At 38.1% G+C, this 21345-nt stretch carries 13 protein-coding genes and 1 other RNA gene; all 14 read left to right on the top strand.

All coding sequences use genetic code 11. From position 1 onward, the window contains the following. The first annotated feature begins 2 nt into the window (after nt 1–2). Complete coding sequence (eno, locus tag H9659_RS11250; RefSeq protein ID WP_191690523.1) at nt 3–1301, top strand: phosphopyruvate hydratase; 1299 nt, start codon at nt 3–5, stop codon at nt 1299–1301. 101 nt (nt 1302–1402) lie between these two features. Further along, complete coding sequence (gene secG / locus H9659_RS11245; protein WP_191690521.1) at nt 1403–1630, top strand: preprotein translocase subunit SecG; 228 nt, start codon at nt 1403–1405, stop codon at nt 1628–1630. Between the two features lie 84 nt (nt 1631–1714). Continuing rightward, entirely contained in the window at nt 1715–2461 is a 747-nt protein-coding gene (locus tag H9659_RS11240; RefSeq protein WP_191690519.1) for an alpha/beta hydrolase, read from the top strand. 46 nt (nt 2462–2507) lie between these two features. Continuing rightward, nucleotides 2508–4865, top strand: a complete 2358-nt coding sequence (gene rnr / locus H9659_RS11235; protein ID WP_191690517.1) for a ribonuclease R — start codon at nt 2508–2510, stop codon at nt 4863–4865. A gap of 47 nt (nt 4866–4912) precedes the next feature. Next, complete coding sequence (gene smpB, locus H9659_RS11230; RefSeq protein ID WP_191690515.1) at nt 4913–5380, top strand: SsrA-binding protein SmpB; 468 nt, start codon at nt 4913–4915, stop codon at nt 5378–5380. Between the two features lie 109 nt (nt 5381–5489). Next, nucleotides 5490–5849, top strand: a transfer-messenger RNA (tmRNA) gene (gene ssrA / locus H9659_RS11225). Nucleotides 5850–7145: 1296 nt separating this feature from the next. After that, entirely contained in the window at nt 7146–10730 is a 3585-nt protein-coding gene (locus H9659_RS11220; protein WP_191690513.1) for a DUF7149 domain-containing protein, read from the top strand. 413 nt (nt 10731–11143) lie between these two features. Next, nucleotides 11144–11470, top strand: a complete 327-nt coding sequence (locus H9659_RS11215; protein ID WP_191690511.1) for a hypothetical protein — start codon at nt 11144–11146, stop codon at nt 11468–11470. Nucleotides 11471–11689: 219 nt separating this feature from the next. Further along, a complete protein-coding gene (locus tag H9659_RS15465) occupies nt 11690–12568 on the top strand; it encodes an HNH endonuclease (RefSeq protein ID WP_225217793.1) in 879 nt (292 codons plus the stop codon). 138 nt (nt 12569–12706) lie between these two features. After that, nucleotides 12707–15298, top strand: coding sequence for an AAA family ATPase (locus H9659_RS15460; protein WP_225217792.1), 2592 nt, complete (start codon nt 12707–12709; stop codon nt 15296–15298). Continuing rightward, nucleotides 15295–16584: an McrC family protein gene (locus tag H9659_RS11200; protein WP_191690509.1), complete on the top strand. Its 1290-nt coding sequence runs from the start codon at nt 15295–15297 to the stop codon at nt 16582–16584. The genes H9659_RS15460 and H9659_RS11200 overlap by 4 nt, the downstream gene beginning before the upstream one ends. Before the next feature lie 437 nt (nt 16585–17021). After that, complete coding sequence (locus H9659_RS11195; RefSeq protein ID WP_191690507.1) at nt 17022–18326, top strand: hypothetical protein; 1305 nt, start codon at nt 17022–17024, stop codon at nt 18324–18326. 39 nt (nt 18327–18365) lie between these two features. Continuing rightward, nucleotides 18366–18533 (top strand): hypothetical protein, encoded by a 168-nt coding sequence (locus tag H9659_RS11190; protein WP_191690505.1) that lies wholly within the window; start codon nt 18366–18368, stop codon nt 18531–18533. A gap of 682 nt (nt 18534–19215) precedes the next feature. Continuing rightward, nucleotides 19216–21168 (top strand): LTA synthase family protein, encoded by a 1953-nt coding sequence (locus H9659_RS11185; protein WP_191690503.1) that lies wholly within the window; start codon nt 19216–19218, stop codon nt 21166–21168. Nucleotides 21169–21345 lie beyond the last annotated feature (177 nt).

Genomic DNA, 21345 nt, shown 5'->3' with positions numbered 1-21345 from the left:
GCATGCCAATCATTACACTTGTCCAAGCTAGAGAAGTACTCGACTCACGAGGGAATCCAACAGTTGAAGTCGAAGTGTTCACAGAAAGCGGAGCATTTGGTCGGGCGATTGTACCATCAGGAGCGTCAACGGGAGAATACGAAGCCGTTGAACTGCGCGATGGCGACAAAGACCGCTACCTTGGAAAAGGCGTGCTAAAAGCTGTAGATCACGTCAACGAAGTCATTGCAGATGCGCTGGAAGAAAACTATTCAGTCCTCGACCAAGTCGTGATTGACAAAGCGCTGATCGAACTGGATGGTACAGATAACAAAGGCAAACTTGGAGCGAACGCGATTCTAGGTGTATCGATGGCAGTCGCTCATGCAGCAGCTGACTATTTGGATATTCCGTTGTATCAATACCTTGGCGGCGTCAACGCGAAGCAACTTCCTGTTCCGATGATGAACATTGTCAACGGCGGAGAGCACGCAGATAACAACGTCGATATCCAAGAATTCATGATCATGCCGGTTGGCGCTGAATCATTCCGCCATGCACTTCGTATGGGAGCGGAAATCTTCCACGGATTGAAAGCGGTTCTTCACGAAAAAGGATTGAACACTGCAGTAGGTGATGAAGGCGGATTCGCACCAAACCTATCATCGAACGAAGAAGCACTCTCTACGATTGTCGAAGCGATCGAAAAAGCAGGTTACAAAGCTGGCGAAGATATTATGCTGGCAATGGACGTTGCGGCTTCGGAAATCTTCAACAAAGAAGATGGCAAGTATCATCTATCTGGCGAAGGGATCGTAAAAACTTCTGAAGAGATGGTCGACTGGTACGAAGAGTTAGTCAACAAGTATCCAATCATTTCAATCGAAGATGGTTTGGACGAAAACGACTGGGCAGGCCACAAGCTCTTAACAGACCGCCTTGGCAAACGTGTACAACTTGTAGGCGATGACCTTTTCGTAACGAACACAGAAAAATTGTCACGCGGTATTCAAGAAGGCGTCGGGAACTCGATTCTTATTAAAGTGAACCAGATCGGTACACTCACTGAGACATTCGATGCAATCGAAATGGCGAAGCGTGCGGGCTACACAGCAGTCATCTCTCACCGTTCAGGCGAAACAGAAGATACAACAATTGCTGATCTTGCAGTCGCAACAAACGCTGGTCAAATCAAGACAGGTGCTCCTTCACGTACAGATCGCGTAGCGAAGTATAACCAATTGCTGCGCATCGATGACCAACTCGACGAAACAGCACAGTACCTTGGCAAACAAACATTTTATAACTTGAAGCAACAATAAGCAGAACTTAGAGACAACTGCTGCAATCAGCGGTTGTCTCGATTGCTAGAGTTTGGTAAACTGGTAAGGTACTTGAGTTCTGTTTCAGGAGGTGGAACATTATGCACGCGTTATTAATGACATTGCTCGTGATTGTCTCACTTTCACTAATTGTCGTTGTCTTACTGCAATCAGGGAAAAGTGCAGGCCTATCAGGAGCCATCTCCGGTGGTGCTGAACAGTTATTTGGTAAACAAAAGGCACGCGGTCTAGACCTAGTCTTGCAGCGCGTTACAATTGTACTTTCCGTGCTGTTCTTCGTACTGGCGATTGCGATCGTGAAAATATAAAAAGAAGCAATTTCCGCCTGGCCATCTGTACGGCCAGGCTTTTTTATTCAAAACTGGTTTGGTAATGATTGGAGGTAAGGTCGCGTGAAAGTTTCTCATGCAAAGCCTTTCTTTTTTGAACATGGAAAGCGGGCAGTGCTTTTGCTGCATGGATTTACAGGGACCTCTGCCGATGTACGAATGATCGGCCGATTCTTGGAGAAGAAAGGGTATACATCCCTCGCTCCGCATTATGAAGGGCATGGCGGTCCTGCAGAAGACCTGATTCAAACAGGTCCGGCTGACTGGTGGCCGGATGTCGTGGAAGCTTATGACCAACTAAAAGAAAAAGGCTATGAACAGATTGCTGTAGCCGGATTATCATTGGGTGGCGTATTTTCACTGAAATTAGGAGCAGAGCGGCCAGTGGTAGGCATTGTAACAATGAATGCCCCGATGTCGATGCGTTCTTTGGACCAGATGTATGAAGGGGTTCTCCACTACGCCCGTGAATATAAAAAGCTTGAAGGAAAAGACGAGGAAACCATCGAAGAAGAAGTAACCGCATTGCGTGGCAAGTCGATGCCATCGCTCGTCGATCTTCAAAAGCTGATCGAAAACGTGAGAGCTGAAGTGGATACGATCTACGCACCGCTGCTAGTGGTCCAGTCCACTCACGATGAAGTGATCGACACGAATTCAGGACAAATCATCTATGACAACGCAGAGTCGACAGACAAAAAGATTTCACACTACGAGAAATCGAAACATGTCATCACATTAGGGCCTGAGAAAAATGAACTTCACGAAGAGATATTCGAGTTTCTCGAATCGCTTGATTGGGAGGATTAATGAACCCCGAATCAGGCAATACTAACTAGACAAGGAGGGATGAGAGTTGGAAAACTTTGAAAAAGAATTGGAACAAAAAATTCTTTCAACGATGAAAGATGATTCTTATAAGCCCCTTACCGTACAAGAAATCCAGGAATTACTCGGTATGGAACAGGCAGCAGAATTTAAAGAGTTAGTGAAAATGCTCGTTCATTTAGAACAAAAAGGTCTCATCATCCGCTCGCGGACGAATCGTTATGGCGTTCCTGAACGGATGAATTTAGTACGCGGAAAATTCATCGGACATGCAAAAGGATTTGGTTTTGTAACACCGGAAACTGAAGGGATGGATGATATTTTCATCCCGCCGACTGAAGTCAATGGTGCAATGAATGGCGATATCGTTCTCGTACGTGTATCGAGCAGCTCTTTCGGAGATCGTCGTGAAGGGGCCATCATCCGGATTGCTGAACGTAAAACGACGAAAGTGGTCGGGACGTATCAAGACAACCGAGGGTTCGGATTTGTCATTCCAGACGACAAAAAGCTGCCGATGGATATCTTCATTGCAAAAGGGAATAACCTAGGAGCGATCGAAGGCCATAAAGTGGTAGCGGAAATCACGGAATTCCCTAGTGACATGAAATCTGCGACAGGAATGGTTGTCCAAATCCTCGGTCACAAAAACGATCCGGGTGTCGACATCCTGTCCATCATCCACAAACATGGAATCGAAATCGAGTTCCAGCCTGAAGTTCTTCAGCAGACGGACAAAATCCCTGCAGAAATCCAGGAAGCGGATCTTTTCAAACGCAGAGACTTGAGAGATGTATTGACGATTACAATCGATGGTGCAGATGCGAAAGACTTGGATGATGCAATTTCACTCGTGAAAAACACAGATGGCACACATACGCTATCCGTCCATATATCGGACGTGAGTTACTATGTCACAGAGAACACTCCACTGGATGCAGAAGCATACGATCGCGGAACAAGTGTCTACTTAACAGACCGCGTCATCCCGATGCTTCCACATAAGCTGTCGAACGGGATCTGTTCGTTACACCCTGATGTGGATCGCCTGACCCTGACATGTGAAATGACAATCGACGGGAACGGAAAAGTGACGCACCACGAAATCTACCCAAGTGTCATCAATTCCGATTACCGCATGACGTATCAGGACGTTTACCAAATTGTTGACCAATTGGATGAAGAGTTGCGTACGAAGTACTCGGAAATCGTTCCGATGTTAACGGATATGGCTGAGCTTGCGGCGACACTCCGTCAAAAGCGTGCAGACCGTGGTGCCATCGACTTCGACTTCAAAGAATCGAAAGTATTGGTGGATGAAGAAGGCTGGCCGAAAGAGATTAAAATCTTGGAACGCACTGTTGCTGAACGAATGATTGAAGAATTCATGCTGGCTGCGAACGAAACGGTCGCGGAACATTTCCATTGGATGCAAGTTCCGTTCATGTACCGGATTCACGAAGACCCGAAACCGGAGAAACTCCAACGATTATTCGAATTCCTTACAAACTTCGGTATCGTTGTAAAAGGTGCGGGCAACAAAGTGCATCCACGGGCATTGCAAGAAATCACAGAGTCCATTTCAGGTCTTCCTGAAGAGACGGTCATTTCAACGATGCTCTTACGCTCCATGCAACAGGCGAAGTATTATCAGGAAAGTCTCGGCCACTTCGGGTTATCCGCAGACTTCTATACACACTTCACATCACCGATCCGTCGTTACCCGGACTTGATTGTCCATCGTCTCATTCGGACGTATCTGTTTGAAAAAGACGTGTCCGGTAAAACAATTGCACATTGGGATGCGGAATTACCGGAAATCGCCCAGCATACATCTGATATGGAACGCCGTGCAGTCGATGCTGAACGGGACACGGATGCATTGAAGAAAGCGCAATTCATGTTGGACAAAATCGGCGAAGAATTCGAAGGCGTCATTTCTTCCGTCACGAATTTCGGTTTGTTCGTTGAGCTTGAGAACACGATCGAAGGACTCGTTCACGTCAGCTACATGACAGACGATTACTATCGTTTCGACGACCGTCAAATGATGATGATCGGGGAGCATACCGGCAAGCAATTCCGAATTGGGGATGAAGTCACAGTAAGAGTGACAGCTGTGAAACCGGAAGAATCTTCTATTGACTTTGAAATTGCGGATATGAAGAAGACGTTCCATAGATCCCGCAGAGAAACGCCGAAAGTCATCCATGCGAAAGGCAGGAATTCCGGAGATTCAAAGGGGAAAGGCTTTAAGAAACCTGATTCAGGTAAACCGAATCATTCTGGAAAGCCGGCTGCCAAAAAGTCTGGCGGAAGTGAAAAGAAGCGGTTTTACGAAGGTGTAGCAAAGAAAAAGAAACAAAAACCTAGAAAAAGAAAGTGAACCGGATTGCCAACTGGCCATTCGGTTTCACGGGAGGGTGAATGACGATGGCAAAAGGCAAAGGAAAAGTGTTAGCAGTCAATAAGAAAGCCAATTACGACTTTGCAATCGAAGAAACGATCGAAGCAGGGATTGTCCTGCAAGGAACGGAAATCAAGTCGATCCGTAACGGGAAAGTGCAGCTGAGAGACGCGTTCGTACTCATCCGGAACAACGAAGCCTGGATCTCCAATATGCACATCAGTCCTTATGAGCAAGGCAATCAGTTCAACCATGACCCGGTCCGCTCTCGTAAACTACTGATGCATCGAAAGCAGATCAGTTCGTTGATCGGACAGACGAAAGAAAAAGGGACTGCAATCGTTCCTTTGAAAATGTATATCAAAGACGGATTCGCGAAAGTCTTGATCGGTGTCGGTAAAGGGAAGAAGTTATACGACAAACGTCATGACTTGAAAGAAAAAGAAGCGAAACGGGATATGCAGCGCGCATTCAAAGACAAACAGCAATATTGATAAATGACAGTCGATGCGGTATACTGGTTACAGCAAGACAGTTCCGATAGTCTTAGCATCAGCAGGAGGCTGCTGATGACTCCAGACGACTCCCGGACATCCCTTTAACGGGGACGTTACGGATTCGACAGGGGTGGTCTAAGCGTGAGCTGCGCGTCGGAGGCTCGTCTCCGTCAGAAACGGACCTTAATAATAACAGGCAAAACAAACAACAACCTAGCATTCGCAGCGTAAGCTGTTGAATCTGCCTTGCAATACCATCGCCCATGTGGCATTGTAAGGCTCAACCTATAGTGGGATACGCTGGATGCTGCTTTTCGAGGCTCCCCAGAAGAGACTTCCGAAATAGCGCGCACGACGCCCTGTCTTCCGGCATACTGCAGCGCGAAACCAAATAGGAAAACTACACGCGTAGACGTTTACGTATTAGAGCCTCTGGACGTGGGTTCGACTCCCACCGTCTCCATAGAAATATGGTGAAACACCATCCCTTGGATGGTGTTTTTGTTTTGGGTTGAAAGATGCTCAGCCTCTCATAAATTGCGGAAAGTGATCATAAACCCTGGGAAGTGCTCATAAATCGCATAAGGCGCTCATAAGCTCTCTGCGAATATCTAGTACCGCCCGCGGAAGGATTAATACTCCCGAAATGACAAATTAGTAGCGACCAATTCATTGCTGCACCACTTCAAAACCAAGATTAATTGGTAGGCTGCGCTTTCGCTCCGCTTTTTTGTTAGAAAAGAAGAGAATTTAATACTGGTGCTAGGGACTGCCGTCTAACGGCGCTATCGTATTTTTTACAGTAACCTATAGCGCTGCCTGTGTAAGTCTTAAATCTATAACAAATATTTTTAGTGTTCGATTTGTTTTATGCACAATTCTTATTAAAGTATCTGTATATAGAACTTTCATTTTGTATGGTTATTACATACTGGGATAAATCTCAGAAGAATTTATTGGTAGAAAATATCTAGCTATACACTGCACGTTTAATGAAGTTGTTTAGAAGTTTGGAAGTGAAATGGATTATTCTGTTAGACGAAAAAATGATTACTACACAATGCAAAACCTTGAAGTGTGGAGACGGTGGGAGTCGAACCTATGTTTACAGGCTCTAAGCAATAACCATCTGTAATCTTTGGGCATCAAACTATCGTGAATGTTTAATCCATCATGTCTGCTGAAACAAACTTGATCGTGTACTACATGGGCATCATTTTCTCAAGACATTGCCAACTTCAGGAAAAGTATTGAGTTAACAACGAGGTAATAGTAAAGTAAGGGATAAGTAAAAAATGCGATGCAATGAGGTGATGTCCATGGGAGTAAAGCTCTTTTACCGTACGCTACGATATTTGGCGAGTGCCTTAAATCTATTAGTTGATGCGTATTGGGAAGAAAAAATCAAAGAAGAAGAATTAATAGTGGTGTGAATAGTATGTATGAACACAATGCGGACAAACTAATAAAAAATGATACCTTCACAAAAGTGGTTCAACAGCAGAGTGGCAAAAGACGTTTAGCTGTCGTTGAGCGGATTTTAAATATGAAATAAGCCAATAGCCTTGTGCAAAAGATTGTGTTGGATGACAATGAAAGAAAAGAGTGTGTCTTACACAGGCAGCTATCACTAATATAGAATTTTATGAGGAAAGGTTATGAATTTAATGATTAAGCAAAATAACGTCCTTTTTCCATCGAATATTAAACAGACCTATTTTCATAAGCTTGTACACTACTGTTTAACAAGGGAGGATTTTTAATGACAATTAAAGGTCTTACTCTTAAAGAAAGCATGAACAAAAATGTTCAAGCCATAATGCCACAAGAAGATGAGAAAGAGGAGTTTGAGAAAAAACTTATTTCTTATCTTGAAACCCTTCAAAATAAACAAAACGAATCTGAGGAACATCAAAAAAATCTTATTTCTGATTTTTTGAAGTCACTTCTTCCGAAGAATTTCATCAACACAAGCAATAGAATTGATCTCGCTATTTATAACGGCCAAGATAGTACAAGCTCACTTGGTGTCATCATAGAAACAAAACGTTTGAATAATGTTAATGAAATGATGAGAACTGATAATATCAATACTAAAGCGTTTCAAGAAGCTGTTTCATATTATCTTTATGAACGGATTGTTTCAAATAATTTAGAAATTAAAAAAATTATTATAACGAATGGTCTTTCTTGGTTTGTGATAGAAGCAAAAGAATTTGAAAAATATTTCTATAAGAATAAACAACTTCATGATATGTATAATAAATGGCGGAAAAATCAACTTTCAAGTCCTACAACGGATTTTCTTTATACAGAAGTTATTTATCCTGAAATTAACAAAGCTATTGAAAAAGGTATTGCGATAGCTCATTTTAATCTAAGAGATGCGCTCGCTTCAAGAAAACCATTTAAGCTTAAAAAAAGTAATCTCACTCAACTTTACCGTTTTTTCTCAGCTGAAAATCTTTTGAACAAAGAGATTTTTACTGATTCTAATAAACTGAATAAATCATTTTACGATGAGCTACTTTATATTATGGGTCTGGAAGAAGTAAAGGAAGGTACTTCAAAAGTAATCAAACGTTTGAAGCCTGAAAAACGGCAATATGCTTCGCTAGTAGAATCAATTATCAGCCGTTTGAATCAAAATGATGTGCATGTGGAAAAGCAACACGACAATGCTGTTCAACTAGCTGTAGTGTGGATCAACCGAATTTTATTCTTAAAACTTCTTGAATCCCAGCTTGTTACATTTAACGATGATGAAAAATTTAAGTTTTTGACCTACGATAAAATCAAAAATTATGGCGACTTAAGTGATCTCTTTTTTGGTATATTAGCAAAACGACACGAGCAACGTGATAAACGATTAGAAGAAAAATTTGGCTATATTCCATATTTGAATAGTTCACTTTTTGAAGAAACTGAACTAGAGCGTGGACGTGATGGAATTACGATTGACCGTTTGCGTGAAGAAGATATTCAGGTTTATAGTAAAACAGTTCTTAAAGGTGCTGGAGGTAAAAGAAAATCTGGCAGAATGGATTTTCATCAATATCTATTTGAATTTTTAAATTCCTTTGATTTTTCGACAACTATCACCCGTAAAGTAAATTCTCAAAATCAGCTAATTAATGCTTCTGTACTTGGGCTGATCTTTGAAAAAATTAACGGTTATGCTGACGGTTCATTTTTTACACCCGGCAAAATCACAATGTATATGTCACGTCGTGCACTTCGGTCTGCAGTTGTGGATAAAGTTAATCAAGAATTGGACTGGACTACTCAAACAATTGAAGATATTAAGTTCCAAATCACAAACATTGAAATAGCAAGAAAAGTAGGTCAGGCGATTGATAAACTTAAAATCTGTGACCCCGCGGTTGGTTCAGGTCATTTTCTTGTTTCAATGCTTAACGAAATTGTGGCATTAAAAAATGAACTTCGTTGTTTGTTTGATTATGATGGAAATATTCTCAATGACATTCATTGCTATGTTACTAATGATGAGCTTATTATTCAAGACTTCTCAGGGGATAACTTTTCTTACCGATTGGGAAATATTCCATCAACAAGGATTCAAAAAGCTTTATTCATTCAAAAGAAAAATATTATAGAAAACTGTTTGTTCGGTGTGGATATAAACCCTAACTCAGCGAATATCTGCCGTTTGCGTCTTTGGATTGAGTTGCTTAAAAATTCTTATTATGATGAATCCGGTGAGCTTGTGACCTTGCCAAATATTGATATTAATATTAAAGTCGGTGACAGTTTACTACATAAGTTTGACCTTGATTTTAGCTTTGATATGCGAAAGAAGGATTTCAAAGACTATTTGCAATTGGTTAAGGAGTATAAAAGCACCAATAATAAACACACAAAATCAGATATTTTTGGAAAAATCAACAAAATTAAAGCTTCATTTGATGATACTGCTACAAGTCCTGAACTTAAACGGTTGAATAAGCTTCAAAAAGAGCTTTTTAGTGTTGAACAAATAGAGCTTTTTGGCGATGAAGAAGTAGAAAAAAGATATGAGGAAGTCAGTAAGCAACTTTTAAAGGCAGAAAAAGACTTCAAAAAAGCTATGCAAAACCCTATGTACAAAAAGGGATTAGAGTGGCGTATGGAATTTCCAGAAATTCTTGACGAAGATGGTGATTTTGTAGGGTTTGATCTTGTTATCGGCAACCCACCATATATTTTTGCACGTAATCAATCTTTTAGCGAAGATATGAAGAAGTACTATTCTAAAACTTACAAAGTAAGTGAGTATCAGGCTAACACTTATACAATTTTTATTGAATTAGCCTATAAATTGATGAGAAAAGGCGGATCATTTAGTTATATTATCCCTAATAATTTCTTGACGATTCAGACTAACTCTAAAATTCGTGAGTTTATCACAAAGAAAACAAGTGATGTCGTATTGATTAACTCTTTAGATAAAATTTTTGCAGACGCTTCGGTTGATAATTGTATTATTTTCTTCAAAAAGAATGAACCAAACTGGATTGAAGTTTCAGAATTAAAAGCTGGTGAATTTAATACAATTGGAAAAGTGGGAGCTTCATTCTTTGGAGATAAACCTACATTTAGCTTTTCGATGGTTAAATATAACGATGCAATTAATGCTTATCGAAAAGTCGATGCTTGTTTGAAATTAGATAGGCAGGGAATAGCGACTGTTAAATCAGGTATAAAAGCTTATGAAACTGGAAAAGGATCTCCTAAAATGACAGGTCAAGATAAGAATAACCGTATTTATCATTCTACTGTTCAAATTGATAATTCATATAGGAAATATCTAGATGGAGAAAATGTAAGTCGATATAAATTAACTTGGAATGGCGAATGGATAAAGTATGGTGAAAATTTAGCTGCTCCAAGAGAATTAACAATATTTGACAAACCAAGAATTCTTGTTCGTCAAATTCCTACTAATAAGGTTTATGCAATAGAAGGAACTTTTATTGATGATAATTCAATTAATGATTTAAACTCAATCATTATCACTGATATAAAAGTAAATCCACTTTATCTTCTCGGTGTGATTAATTCAAAAATAATTACACTTTGGTTCATGATGAAGTTTGACAAGTTTCAACGACGTGTTTTTCCGCAGTTCAAAGTTAATGAACTTGGAGAATTTCCAATTCCTGATGGAACTGACAGTCAGCAAAATTCTATTGCTGAAACCGTCCAACAACTTATGGACGAAATGAAAAAAAATCCGAGAAATGAAGCCTTGTTTACAACTTTGAACACAAAAATTGATGAAGCGGTTATGGAACTTTTCGGACTTACAGAAGATGAAAAGAAAAGTGTTAGAGAGTTTGAGGTGTGATATGATGAAAAATAAAGCTTACACTTAAAGAACCTAACTTTGATTAAATCTGTGAGCTGATATATTCTTTAGCAGCCAAGAGAATTCCCTATAAATATAAACAATGGGTAGAAAAGAGAAATAATATAAAAACTACATACGAAAATTTTTATGCTGATAACCGCATTTTTTTTGGAATGTTTTGAATAATAATAAGATAGACGATAATCCTTATCTAATTACACCAAAAATATAACCTGTTTTATTGAATGAGCTTGAAATCAAGGTACCTGTGCATCAAACTTTCGTGTTTGTTTAAACATTCATGATTATTTCTCACGCAGGTACCTTTCACCAAGGATGCTTTTTGTTTCTCCAAAAAGAAGGACATTATTACTTTCTTGACGAACTAAATCCTGGGGAGGCATGATAACATGTGGTATATGGAAAAGAGTGATATCCATTGCTTGGTTTGTAATCACCAATTTAGACAGTCGGACGTTGAAGTAATAGAAGAATGGGAACTACCTATCTGCGATCCGTGCATTGAAGACATGTGCAGTTTCAAAGTTAAGTATGACGGGGACATTGATTTACTTGAATTCTTAACCCAAGAAATTAAAGGAGTTAAATGTCCAGGTTGCTTGGGATCAGCGATTGAATTAGACGGAATCACATATGGCAATCCGGTTTTGGGGCATGGGCGATGCATTGAGTGCAAAAAAGGTTGGAGCTTGGAAATACATATTAGTTTTGTTTAAGAATGCAAACAGCGCCCTATCCATTGTGGATATGGGCGCATTTATATTACATTTAAGGCAATCCTCCTCTAAGAATTAATGAATCAATAACACAGGACGTAAGAAGAATTTTAAAACTACATGTGTGTATACTCTATCTCAAGTTGTAGGATAATTCTACCTATTATAGTACAATAGACCATAGAAGAAGATAAAGAGAGATTCTAGGGGATGATTTAAATGTCGATGATGCAGCCATTACAAGTAAATGAAATTATAAACAATAAGCAAATTTGTGAAGTTTTTTTATGTGCACCACAGGGAGGAATGCGTAAATCTAAACGCACAAACACTTTAACACTGATTTCAGATAAGACAAAGCTATATGACGATCGAATTATAGATAATATATATCATTATACGGGAATGGGACAAGTTGGAGATCAGAAAATGCAAAGCCAGAATTTAACGTTAGCTGAATCAGAACGAAATGGAATTGAAATTCATTTCTTTGAAGTGCTGAAACCAAAAGAATATACATATCGAGGACAAGTAGAACTTGCAGGAGTACCATACCAAGAACATCAAATAGATCTAGAGGGGAATCAGCGTCTTGTATGGATATTTCCACTACGTTTAAAGGATAACCGTGCAAAGTTTACAAGTTTATCACAACCATCGAATGACATATATGCACTACAAAAAGAAATTAAGCAAGTAGAGAATCTACCGATAACCATTACTGAAAAAGAACGAATAATTAAAGGGCGAATCGGCCAAGGGAAATTTAAAGAGCGATTATTTGATCGAGAATGCAAATGTGCACTATGCGGAGCAATAGATCCGCGTCTGTTAATTGCGAGCCATATTAAGCCTTGGAGTGATTCTACAAATGAAGAAAGACTCGATGTTGATAATGGGTTATTACTGTGTCCGAATCATGATGCCCTGTTTGACAAGAAGTTAATTTCATTTGATAACCAAGGAAGCATTATGATTTCACAAACAGTAGATGAAACCGCAAAAATATTTTTAAATGTGAATGAGGACATGTCGATTAATCTAAGTGAAAAGCAGCTAAGATATATGGGGTTTCACTACAGACACAGGATTCAATAACATAAAGATTTAATAACTAGAGAAGACTGCGAGAACCATATCAATAGAGCGGCTTGATGAACGAGTTGTAAATAAAATCATAATACTTTTTTCAATTTAAGGAGTATGTAAAATTTGAACAGGAGTTGAATTGGCAAAATGAATTTAAAAGTCTTGGAAGCAGTATGGCTAGGTGCAGCAGTTAAAGCTTATGAAACATATCATAGTAAAACCAAGCCTGTTAAAAATGATATGTATTTTAGACAAGTAGATATTCAAAAAAAAGCACAAAAATTTACGGAAAGTGCAGTCCAACATGCACGAGTCAATCAATGGGCAAATGGGGATCATTCAGGAAGTCAGGCAAATTATTTACGTGAAGGGAAAGATAAAACTCGCCGACTCACGTTTAATGGTGAGTTTAAAGGTATTAAAGAACGTCCTCAATTGAATGAGAACGATGACATAGAAACTACGGTGGGGAAAGTGACAGTAAGTGATATTTATCGGTTTGTAGAAAATGAATACACGCAGTTATTCACAATCGATTTCTTTGCAATTTTTAACTACCTTGAACAGTACGCTAGTTTACCATATAAAAACCCTAACACTGCTTCAGGTGAAGAGAAAGAACAATTAGAATTGATGCGAGAACTAGGGGGAGTTGCGGTTACAGAGTTAAATAAGGTAGCTCTTCTATGTGGACAGAAATATGGACTGAAAAATAAAATTAAATCAAAATGGCTTACAGGTGGAAATGATCGTATACGCAGGTACTTCTGGGAACAGTTAAAACTTGAGCAATTCATGGACTTGCCTACAAGTCTATCGTTATTCGTAGAGGCGGCAAAAGATAACGATCATAAAGCACGTATACGGCTTGCAGTTGAACTGGATGAGAAAGTTGCTACACAAGAAGACTATGAAAGACATCATCAATTTTTAAATGAAACAACTATTTCCCCTGAGCTTTCCTATTACGTGAAAGAAAGTTCAACAAATCACAACTATCATGTATACAACGAAGAATCTTCAATAATAAAAGCGAAGTTAGAAAATAACACATATAAAAAAGTACAATTAACTTACGTCTTGAGCTACGAAGAAATTATTGAAAAACTAATGACAAATGAACAAATTTTACAAAAAGTGTTTGAAGGTGTAGAAAAGCTATTGCCATATTACCGATTAGCTGTTAGTGGAGCCACTGAAAAAGAAAATGATACAGAAATACATGATAGTGGAGAGGACGAGCATAAAGTGGATTATTCGAAAAATATGATTCTATATGGGCCTCCTGGTACAGGGAAAACATATAATACTGTGAATTATGCTGTGGCCATCATTGAAAATCGTTCTGTAGATTCAATATGTGAAGAAGATTACGAAAGGGTTTTAGAGCGCTATAATAATTATCGGAAATCAGGTCAAATTAATTTTACTACATTCCATCAATCGTACGGTTACGAAGAATTTATTGAAGGGATCAAGCCTACTTTAGATGAAGATCAAGAAGAACATCTTCAGTATAAGATAGAATCGGGTATTTTTAAGGTTTTTTGTGAGAATGCACAACAGCTCAAAGTTACGAATAATAACGAAGCATTAGAAATTGATTCACGTGTGTGGAAAGTATCACTTGGTGGAAGTGGTATGAATGAAGTGAAAGACGACTGCTTTAGAAATAATCGAGTTAGAATTGGATGGGATGAATTTGGTAAAGATCGAACCTGTGGCAAAGAAAGACCATCTAGTACAGTAGAAGATATTATGTATAGTTTTTATGATGATATGAGTATCGGAGACATCGTATTTTCTTTGGGTGACGAAAAACATATTGATGCAATTGGGATAATTACTGGTGAGCCTGAATGGCTAAGTGATAAAAGCCGCTACAAGCGTAGTCGTCCAGTAAAATGGATCGCTAAAAATGTTAAAGAGTATGTGTATGATTTAAACGGTAAGAAAAAATTAACGCAACGAACGGTTTATGAATTAAAAAGGATGTCTAATGCTAGTGTAAATGAGATCATTTTAAAGTATGCTCAACATGACCAAATCACTGTGGAAGAAAACCATAAGAACTTTGTCTTTATCATTGACGAAATCAACCGAGGTAATATATCGAAGATTTTGGGTGAGCTCATTACGTTAATTGAACCGACGAAACGGCTTGGGGCTCCAGAGCAAATGAAAGTTCATTTACCGTATTCAAAAATAGAATTCGGAGTACCACAAAATGTATATATATTAGGGACAATGAACACCGCTGACCGTTCGATTGCAATGATGGATACGGCACTCAGAAGACGTTTTCGTTTTATCGAGATGATGCCTAATGCGGATCTTCTAGATGGAATAAAAGTTGAAAATATCGATATTCAACATATGGTCCAAACGATAAACGAACGAATCGAAGTTCTATACGATCGGGAACACACTATAGGACATGCTTATTTCATGGGATTAAGGAATGATCCAACGATCGAAAACCTAGAGAGTATTTTTAAGAATGCGATTATTCCACTTCTGCAAGAATATTTCTTTGAGGACTATAGCAAAACACAACTTATTCTTGGAGATAATGCAAAAGCAGACGATTTGAAGTTTATTCTAGACACACACGTACATGCGAATACAGTCTTTAAGGCAAACCCTGACATTGATATCCCAGAAAAAAAATACTCAATTCAATTGGCGGCATTTAAGAAGCCTGCTAGTTATATTGAAATATACGAACAAATAAAATGAAGAAAAAATTGGTAGAGTTAAGGGAATATGAGGTTATCACAACCAATAAAGAAATGTGTAAACAGATAGGGGCAGTCCATTTAGACAAAGCTTCGTTTAGTCAATTAGAAAACCTAATCATAACTTACAATGAATCGAACGATGCTGATGCGATTGATTTTTTCTCTATATCATCACAGAGAAATGTAGGTAAAGTCATACGGGCAAAAAACTATGTCGGAGTGTTGCAATTGAATAATGGCGTACAACTGCAAATTCTTCCGAAAATTCATGGTGGAACACAAGATAATTCGAAAAAGACCTTTTTAAAAATGTTAAAGACATTAAGGGACTTTCCAAGCAAGACGTTCAATGAATCAAACGTAGATACCGAAAAAATGACCATCTTTGAGATATTCATTCGTTTGTATATTCAAGAAGTGCAGCGACTTGTCAAACGAGGATTAAAGTCATCTTATTATGGTACAGAAGACAATCTCAAAGTATATAAAGGAAAAATGGATTTTGCAAAACAAATTAAATATAATGCGGTTCATAAAGAACAATTCTATGTCCAATACGATGAATTCGGTTTGAACCGACCAGAAAATCGCTTGATTAAAACTACACTAGTAAAGTTGTCTAAAGAAACTGAACATCTTGAAAATATGAAGGAATTACGAAAGTTATTAGCAAACTTTGAACAAGTTGAGTCTAGCTCTACTATTGAAAAGGATTTCGCTCAAGTAAAAAGTGACCGAAGTTCCAAAGACTATGAGACTACAATAAATTGGTCTAAGTTTTTCTTGCGAAATCAAAGCTTCACAACCTTTGCAGGTACTTCAGTTGCACAAGCACTGTTATTTCCAATGGATCGAGTGTTTGAAGATTACGTGGGGCGGAATTTAAGAAGAATAATTCAACAGAATGATTGGACAATTTCTTTGCAAGATCGACAATACTATTTATTTGAGAAACAATTCTCTTTAAGGCCAGATATTGTATTACGAAATGAAATTGAACAGCGATCGATCATTATTGATACAAAGTGGAAGGTGTTGAAAAATTCACCGAGAAGTAACTACGGGATATCTCAGGCGGATATGTATCAAATGTATGCTTATGCGAAGAAATATGGAACTAACGAGATTTGGCTTCTTTATCCGACTAATGATGAGTTTAAGGGTAATGAGGAGATTTGTTTTACTAGTGATGATGGTGTGCAAGTGAAGGTGTTTTTTGTGGATTGTCACCGGATTAAGGAAAGTTTAGTGGAACTTATGGATAGATGGGGACTTGAAATCTAGTGGTTGCCAGTTACCTCTTACATCTTATCTCTAAGAAATTATATTAATGGATGTGGGACAATCTCAAAATAGCTTTTGGCTATAAGGTCTGCATTCTGCTGTGGGAAATCAAATAGTCAATTTACACGAGTAGACGTGTACATAATAGAGCCTCTAGACGTAGGGGTGAATCCCATCGTCTCCATACTTATTCATTATCACAGCAACTAAATTAAGGTACCTGTGCAGCAAACTTTCGTGTTTGTTTAAACATTCATGATTGTTGCTCACACAGGTACCTTTCACCATTAATTTGATTTAGCTATATTCGAAAGTTTAGCGGTTATGAAAGAGGTTTTAAAGAAACATAGAGAATTTTACAATGAATATTTCTGGTGAATTAATTTACAGATTCATTGAAATTGATGGGAAATAATTAGTTAAAGGAGAGAATGTGAATGCAAATATATTTTGAATCATGGATTAAAGAACAAGATATATCCGAAGATGCCGAGCTATTATTTGAAGAAGCTATAAAATGCTATAGAGTAGGGGCATATAGAGCATCTTTTTTAATGTCGTATTTAGGTTTTATGAAATCATTAAGGGATAGGTTGCTTAGGAGCGACAAGCCAGATTTAGTACATGAAGAAGATTGGAGAAAAACAAGAAACGATCTAAAGGATGACAAGATTTGGGAAGATACTGTATATAAAACTACCCAAGAAAAACAAGTACGACTATGTAAAGTCTATTTAATTAATAACGATTTAATTGAAGAAATTCCATATTGGAGAAAAAAAAGAAATGAATCCGCTCATGCGAAAGATACTATACTAGGGTACAGTCATGTGGAAACTTTCTGGCTATTCCTTCAGTCTAACCTTTCAAAGTTTGTTGTGAATGGTGGAGAAAAGGCTTTATTAGCTAAGATTGAAAAGCACTTTGATAAGAAATATACAGAGCCAGGCACAGATTTTTCATATCTTATTAATGAAATTCCGCTTGTCGTCAAGAAAGATGGAGTCTCCAATTTATTGAAAGTAATAAATGATGATTATGTAGAATTACAATTTTATGGAGATCGGCAAGGATATTTGTTTTGGAAATCTATAGCATACTCTTCAAATGATGATTTAAACAAATCATTTATAGAGTACATCACGTCAGATTCTGAAGTGTTTGTAGAATTTATGGAAGCATTCCCAGATAGACTTCTTTTGTGTACGCATAATTCAGAGTTAATTAGACTTTTTTGGAAAGAATTGATCTTTAAAAAAATTAGTTCTTACAGTGATTCTTTCTGGGAACTTAGTTTGATCCTATTAAGAAATGCATTAATACCAGATCCAGAAGTGGTTCAATTTGTTAGGAGACTTTCTGCAAGTATTAACTCTGGAAGACTCCCAAGTGAAGAACAAACAGTCTTGTTAAAAAGATATGGTATTTTCGAAGAAATAAAGGAGTCAATCTTTGTTAGCGGTATCTTAAATAAATTACATGTGGGTTATCAGAATGCAAATAACAGTGCAACAAAAATTATCTATTATTTGAGAAACATGTCTCTTGATATCGAAGTAGTGAGGGAATTAAATATACTGTTTAAGACTTATACTTTTGGAAGCCTTTTCGATTCTATTGAAAAATTTATGGGGGGAAATTCAGAATTCAAATATAGGTTCATTGAAATTGCGGAAAGCAATGGATTGGAGTTAGCCGAGTTCTTTAGTTTAGCAGTTACCGAGGATATTGATAAAGAATGATATCCAGGCATAGATGAACATAAATAAAGGAAGAAACAAATGTCCGAAATTATTTATAAACCAATTATGGAATCTGGAGTAAATGTTTCCGAAACATACTCTATTTGCATTGATAAGTGCATAAAGCTTGAAAACGGTGAAGAGCAAGGTGAACAGTTTGTTATGCGTTACAAAAAAGAATTGAAGGTAAATAAGAAAGATTTATGATGTAAAGAAACAGCTTGATTACAAAGTGGCTATTTAGCTTCACAATTCTCCTACCTACAAATTTTTCGTGATAACATCCATAGGGGGGATATCCTGTATCTAGGTCGCTTCATGTACGGATGTTTTCCTGAAACGGACTTAACTTTTGTGTCCAAGATATTGACATTGATCCAATTTTAGTTGAATGTATAATAAAAAACGCATGTCTCCGTAAGTAATTTATTCACTCCATAGTTAAAAAATGGTCAAACATTTTTAGATTACATTAAAAACCTTGTAAACACTGGTATTACAGCGTTTTATAAGTTTGTAGGTTCGACTCCCATCGTCTCCATAGTCATAGTTTTCACAGCAAAGTTTAAACAGTATGAGGTAACAAAACATAAAAAATTTTCCTTAAACAAAAGAAAGTAGATCTAAGCCCTAGGCTAGGAGATACTTTCTTTTCTTTTGGAGAAGAATTTCAGGACCGCTAGTTTAAAATATCATGAATTTTTCGTAATTATCTGTGTTCCATTTTATAGGCGATAAAAATTGACATCAACGTCAATGAGGAGTAAAATTCTTTAGCAGCCTTAAATAAGGCTACTGAAAAGCAACATTCTCCTTACTGTCAACGTCCTACTCTAAGTGAATATAAATCATGACTTCAAGTTAAAATAAGTATAAGGTTGGTGAAAACATGAAAAATCTGATCAATATAAAGGGTAATCCTCTAAACAAGTTTTTAGGAATCTTTTTAGTAGCTGTTCTGATGTTATGGGTTAAAACCTACATCACTCAACTCTCACAGTTCGAACTAGGTGTGGAAGGAGCGCTTCAGCATTTCCTTCTGTTTCTGAATCCACTAGGTTCGGCATTGCTGTTTCTAGGAATTTCGTTTTTATTTAAAGGAACAAGAAAATATACAGCACTCCTCATCGTGTACACGCTCATGTCGATTCTTCTATATGCCAATGTCGTGTATTACCGATTCTTTAGTGACTTCATTACATTACCTACGATTTACCAAACTCAGAACTTCGGAGACTTAGGCGGAAGTATTCTTACGCTGCTAAAACCTTTTGATATTCTGTTCTTTGTGGATGTAATGGTCATGTTTTACTTGCGATTTTCACGCAAAGTACAAAAGGACACCACTCGTTTCGGCTATAAGAAAGCAATATCGATCATAGCTGTCGCATTGGTGATTTCCATCGTCAACTTAGGTCTAGCGGAAGCGAGCCGTCCGCAACTTTTGACTCGCGGTTTTGATAGAAACTATATTGTAAAGTATCTAGGAATGTACAACTATTCGATTTATGACTCCGTGGAAACGATGAAAGCATCATCCCAGAGAGCGTTGGCGGATAGCAGTGATCTTACAGAAGTGATTAACTACACGCAATCCAACTACGCTGAGCCGAACCCACAGTACTTTGGTGCGGCAAAAGGAATGAACGTCATCTATTTGCATTTGGAATCGTTCCAGAACTTCCTGATCGACTACAAATTGAATGGTGAAGAAGTAACACCATTCCTGAATTCATTGTCAAAAGATCAGAACACCCTGTACTTCGATAATTTCTTCCATCAGACAGGACAAGGGAAAACTTCTGATGCGGAATTCATGCTGGAAAACTCACTATACGGGTTACCACAAGGATCTGCGTTCATCACAAAATCACAAAATACGTACCAAGCAGCTCCTGGTATCTTGAAGGATTATGGGTATACGTCCGCTGTATTCCACGGGAATAAGGGAAGTTTCTGGAACCGGAGTGAAGTGTATAAGTCATTCGGATTCGATCACTTCTATGATGCGAGTTATTATGACACCAGTTCTCCAGAAGACATGGCGGAATATGGGTTGCTGGATAAACCATTCTATGAGCAATCCAAGAGCTATTTAAGTTCACTGCCACAACCGTTCTATGCAAAATTCATCACAGTCGCAAACCACTTCCCGTATACGATGAATCAAGATTTAGTGACAATCGATAAAGCGGATACTGGAGATTCAAGTGTAGACGACTATTTCCAAACAGCGCGATATACAGATGAATCCATTGAGCAAGCCTTCAATCAGTTGAAAGAACAAGGCTTGTATGAGAACTCGATGATTGTTCTTTATGGCGACCATTATGGAATTTCGCATAATCATAACAAAGCGATGGCACAAGTCATGGGAGAAGAAATTACACCAGTTGCGGGTGCTAATTTACAACGTGTCCCATTGTTCATACATGTACCAGGGATGGAAGGGGAAGCCAAGCACACGTATGGCGGCCAAACAGACCTCCTTCCAACGTTGTTACATTTGCTGGGGATTGACACGAAAGACTATGTCCAATTCGGATCAGACTTATTATCTGAAGAGCATAACGAAATTGTGCCATTCAGAAATGGCGATTTCATCAGCCCGTCTGTCGATTCCATTAATGAGAAGTTTTATGACAACAAAACTGGTTTACCACTAGACGAGAGTCAAATGGAGCTTGCAAATAGTATCAAACAAGAAGTGAATCGTAAATTGGAGCTTTCTGATAAAGTCGTGAACGGGGACTTACTGAGATTCTATACACCAAAAGGATTCACTCCAGTCGATCGTACGCAGTTCAATTACACGAAAGAAGACGCTGTAGAAGCTGAGTAATGTATGCAAGTGTTGTTGGAATTCCTTTACAAAAAACATCATCCTCGGATGGTGTTTTTTTAGTGCAATGATTTCTCCAACTTTACCGAAAGCAATTGAGTTCATTTATGGTAACAATGCCGAATGGAAATAATAAAGTGTATGTCAGACATGGATCTAGGGGACTTAAGTACTGAG

The sequence above is a fragment of the Sporosarcina gallistercoris genome, from assembly GCF_014836415.1.
GTDB lineage: Bacteria > Bacillota > Bacilli > Bacillales_A > Planococcaceae > Sporosarcina > Sporosarcina gallistercoris.
The sequence above is the reverse complement of the archived record's forward strand: the minus strand, read 5'-3'. Positions and strand labels throughout refer to the sequence as shown.